This window comes from Methylobacter sp. BBA5.1 (assembly GCF_000746145.1).
In the GTDB taxonomy this organism is placed as follows: Bacteria; Pseudomonadota; Gammaproteobacteria; order Methylococcales; family Methylomonadaceae; genus Methylobacter; species Methylobacter marinus.
The window spans coordinates 1-2,211 of record NZ_JQKS01000077.1 but is presented as its reverse complement, the minus strand read 5'-3'; the positions used below and the strand labels follow the sequence as shown (position 1 = coordinate 2,211).

The following is a 2,211-nucleotide window of genomic DNA, read 5'->3' as shown; positions in this document are numbered from 1 at the left end:
TCGTGGAATGATCCCTCTCAGTGAGGGCTTGAGGTTACATTCTATAAATAATCAGGCGCTGGGGCTTTTTCTCCGCGTAGCGGCTTCGTCCAACAAATAAATCCAGCGGACGCTAAACGCGCCGCTGATTTTAGCGTTAGGCCCGCTACTCATTAGTTTTCAGTCTACTTCAGACTATCAATAATATTACGGAAGGAGAAATTATGGATAAGGAAGAAGGGCTAGATATTGTTTTAAGCCCGATTCAACTTGCAGCAGTTCTCGAAAATGAAACAATAGAAGAAACTAGCTCTTTATCAAACAGACTATGGGGAGGTGTAACATTAGTAGCTGGAGCACTTGAACTTGTCGGTGCAGGCGCACTGTTTCTTATACCTGAACCTACAACCGTTACAAAGGTAGCCGGAGCCGCACTAGGTACACATGGGCTCGACACAACATCTACTGGGATAATGCAAATTGTCTCAGGGCAAACTAGAACTACAATGACCTCTCAGGCAGTATCTGCCGCAGCTACAGCTATGGGAGCAGATGATAAAACCGCCGCTAATGTTGGAATGGCTATTGATATTGCTGTCCCATTAATTGCAGGGTTCGCTGGACTAGCTCGCGCAATTGCAATTCGCAGAGGTGCGATTAGCTTAGTTGCTGAGGAAACAGCAGGAGGTCATACAATTGCACGCCATGTCGGTAAAACTGAAGCAGAACTTCGAGCGCGTCTTGCCGCTCAAAGCAGAATTCCAGCAGCAACTACATTCAATTCATTAAAAGACGCGGAACACTTCGTTGCACAAGCAATTAGAGCAAATAAGATCGCAATAAAAGAATGGGCGAAAAATGCTAATATTGGCCAAACCAAAGGTTTCAACTATCAAGCAGGTAAGGTTGTAGGAAAAGGTGTAGTTCGTAGTACCGGACAACTACAGAACATGACCAAGGTTACTGTTGTTATACGAAAAGTACGAGAAAATAATCGAATATACTTCATATTAACCGCTTATCCTAAACCATAAAAAGGCGTTTAACATGCAACAATCTGTAGACGACTACCCAGAAATATCTGAATTGATGTCGGGTTGGTTCCATCAAGATTATGATATTGAAGGGGACTCGGTTGAAGAAATTATTGGTTCATTTAACGCATCATGTTCTTCTAAGCAGAAAGGAAGATTAATAGAAGAAATTTCACAATTCCTCAAAATGGAAGATAACGTTTTAGAATCAGAATTCATAAGAATATTTAACCCGGATATAGAGCCAACTGGTTTTGCACCAACTACTAGAAAGTTTTTAGAGAATATTGTAGAGCTTCTTTCACAAGAATAATAATGTAGTTACAGAATCTTATTTGAATATGAATGGCCTAACAAAGCAAATGAGCCACGAAGAGTACGTCGAATTACAAAGAAAAAGGTAGCCGCAATAGTGAAAGGCATGCTCGACGGTACAATTAACTATCTTGAGGGCGCAATCGAGCTTTCATCGCTCCGGCATGAGGTGGAGGTTCCAGAAGATGATCCTGACTTCATTGCATTTACCGCAATTGCATCAGAAATAGACTATTTACCTATTGGTGCAGCAAGGCAGTATTGGTCTAAGGATGCGTTAGAAAGGCACGAGCCTGAGATTCAGGAATCGATAACGTGGGCAAAGGAATTTTCCTTAAAGCAGTGCAAATCACTGGCGGAGAGATTCAGTGCTTAACAATGCGCCCAACTCGGACGCTCGCTACCGCTCGCGCCGGTTAGCTTAGCCGTTATGTTTGAAAAGTCATGGAAACGGCGAAGTTAATTCAACCAGGGTTTTCGACCGCTGATGCTGAGTATCCTGAGATTCATCAGGAAGATGGCGATGTGACACTCAAATTCAAAGACTGGCAAGAGAATCAAATTGAGGTTTTCTTTGCTGACGCTGTTGCTTTTAAATGGCAAATGGCTGAGTCATTCCTGAGCGGTGAGCGAGATGATTCTTCTTATGAAATAAAAGGGTCAGACTGGCTGCAGTTACATGTAAAACAAGGTGAGATTGCAGAGTCTGAAGAATATAAGCATTACAAGTTCAATTTTAATGGGATTGGTCAGTTTGAGATACTCGCACTTAGCTATACGGTCAAAATATAACGAATAAGGTTAGATTGTGTGAGCAAAGCGAACCACAATCTGAACCGGTTGTTGGACAAGCCCGGTGATCACGAATCTGACTTTATATAAG

4 protein-coding genes are annotated in these 2,211 nt (G+C 42.3%); all 4 read left to right on the top strand.

Annotated elements, in window-relative coordinates; translation table 11 throughout:
* The first annotated feature begins 203 nt into the window (after window positions 1-203).
* The 4 genes from EK22_RS21730 to EK22_RS21715 all read left to right on the top strand — a co-directional run bounded on the left by EK22_RS21730 (window position 204) and on the right by EK22_RS21715 (window position 2,120).
* The gene (locus EK22_RS21730) at window positions 204-1,013 is read left to right on the top strand and encodes an RNase A-like domain-containing protein (protein ID WP_036254431.1); all 810 of its coding nucleotides are present in this window, start codon (window positions 204-206) and stop codon (window positions 1,011-1,013) included.
* A gap of 13 nt (window positions 1,014-1,026) precedes the next feature.
* Window positions 1,027-1,326 carry a contact-dependent growth inhibition system immunity protein gene (locus EK22_RS21725; protein ID WP_036254429.1) on the top strand — a complete coding sequence of 100 codons (300 nt, stop codon included), beginning with the start codon at window positions 1,027-1,029 and terminating at the stop codon, window positions 1,324-1,326.
* Window positions 1,327-1,434: 108 nt separating this feature from the next.
* Window positions 1,435-1,704, top strand: coding sequence for a DUF2489 domain-containing protein (locus tag EK22_RS21720; RefSeq protein ID WP_200882647.1), 270 nt, complete (start codon window positions 1,435-1,437; stop codon window positions 1,702-1,704).
* Window positions 1,705-1,772: 68 nt separating this feature from the next.
* Window positions 1,773-2,120, top strand: coding sequence for a hypothetical protein (locus EK22_RS21715; protein WP_036254426.1), 348 nt, complete (start codon window positions 1,773-1,775; stop codon window positions 2,118-2,120).
* Window positions 2,121-2,211: the final 91 nt, after the last annotated feature.

Excerpts from the sequence above, each read along its gene's own strand:
- EK22_RS21725 (WP_036254429.1), top strand. The coding sequence starts at position 1,027 with ATGCAACAATCTGTAGACGACTACCCAGAAATATCTGAATTGATGTCG.
- EK22_RS21715 (WP_036254426.1), top strand. The coding sequence starts at position 1,773 with ATGGAAACGGCGAAGTTAATTCAACCAGGGTTTTCGACCGCTGATGCT.
- EK22_RS21720 (WP_200882647.1), top strand. The coding sequence starts at position 1,435 with ATGCTCGACGGTACAATTAACTATCTTGAGGGCGCAATCGAGCTTTCA.
- EK22_RS21730 (WP_036254431.1), top strand. The coding sequence starts at position 204 with ATGGATAAGGAAGAAGGGCTAGATATTGTTTTAAGCCCGATTCAACTT.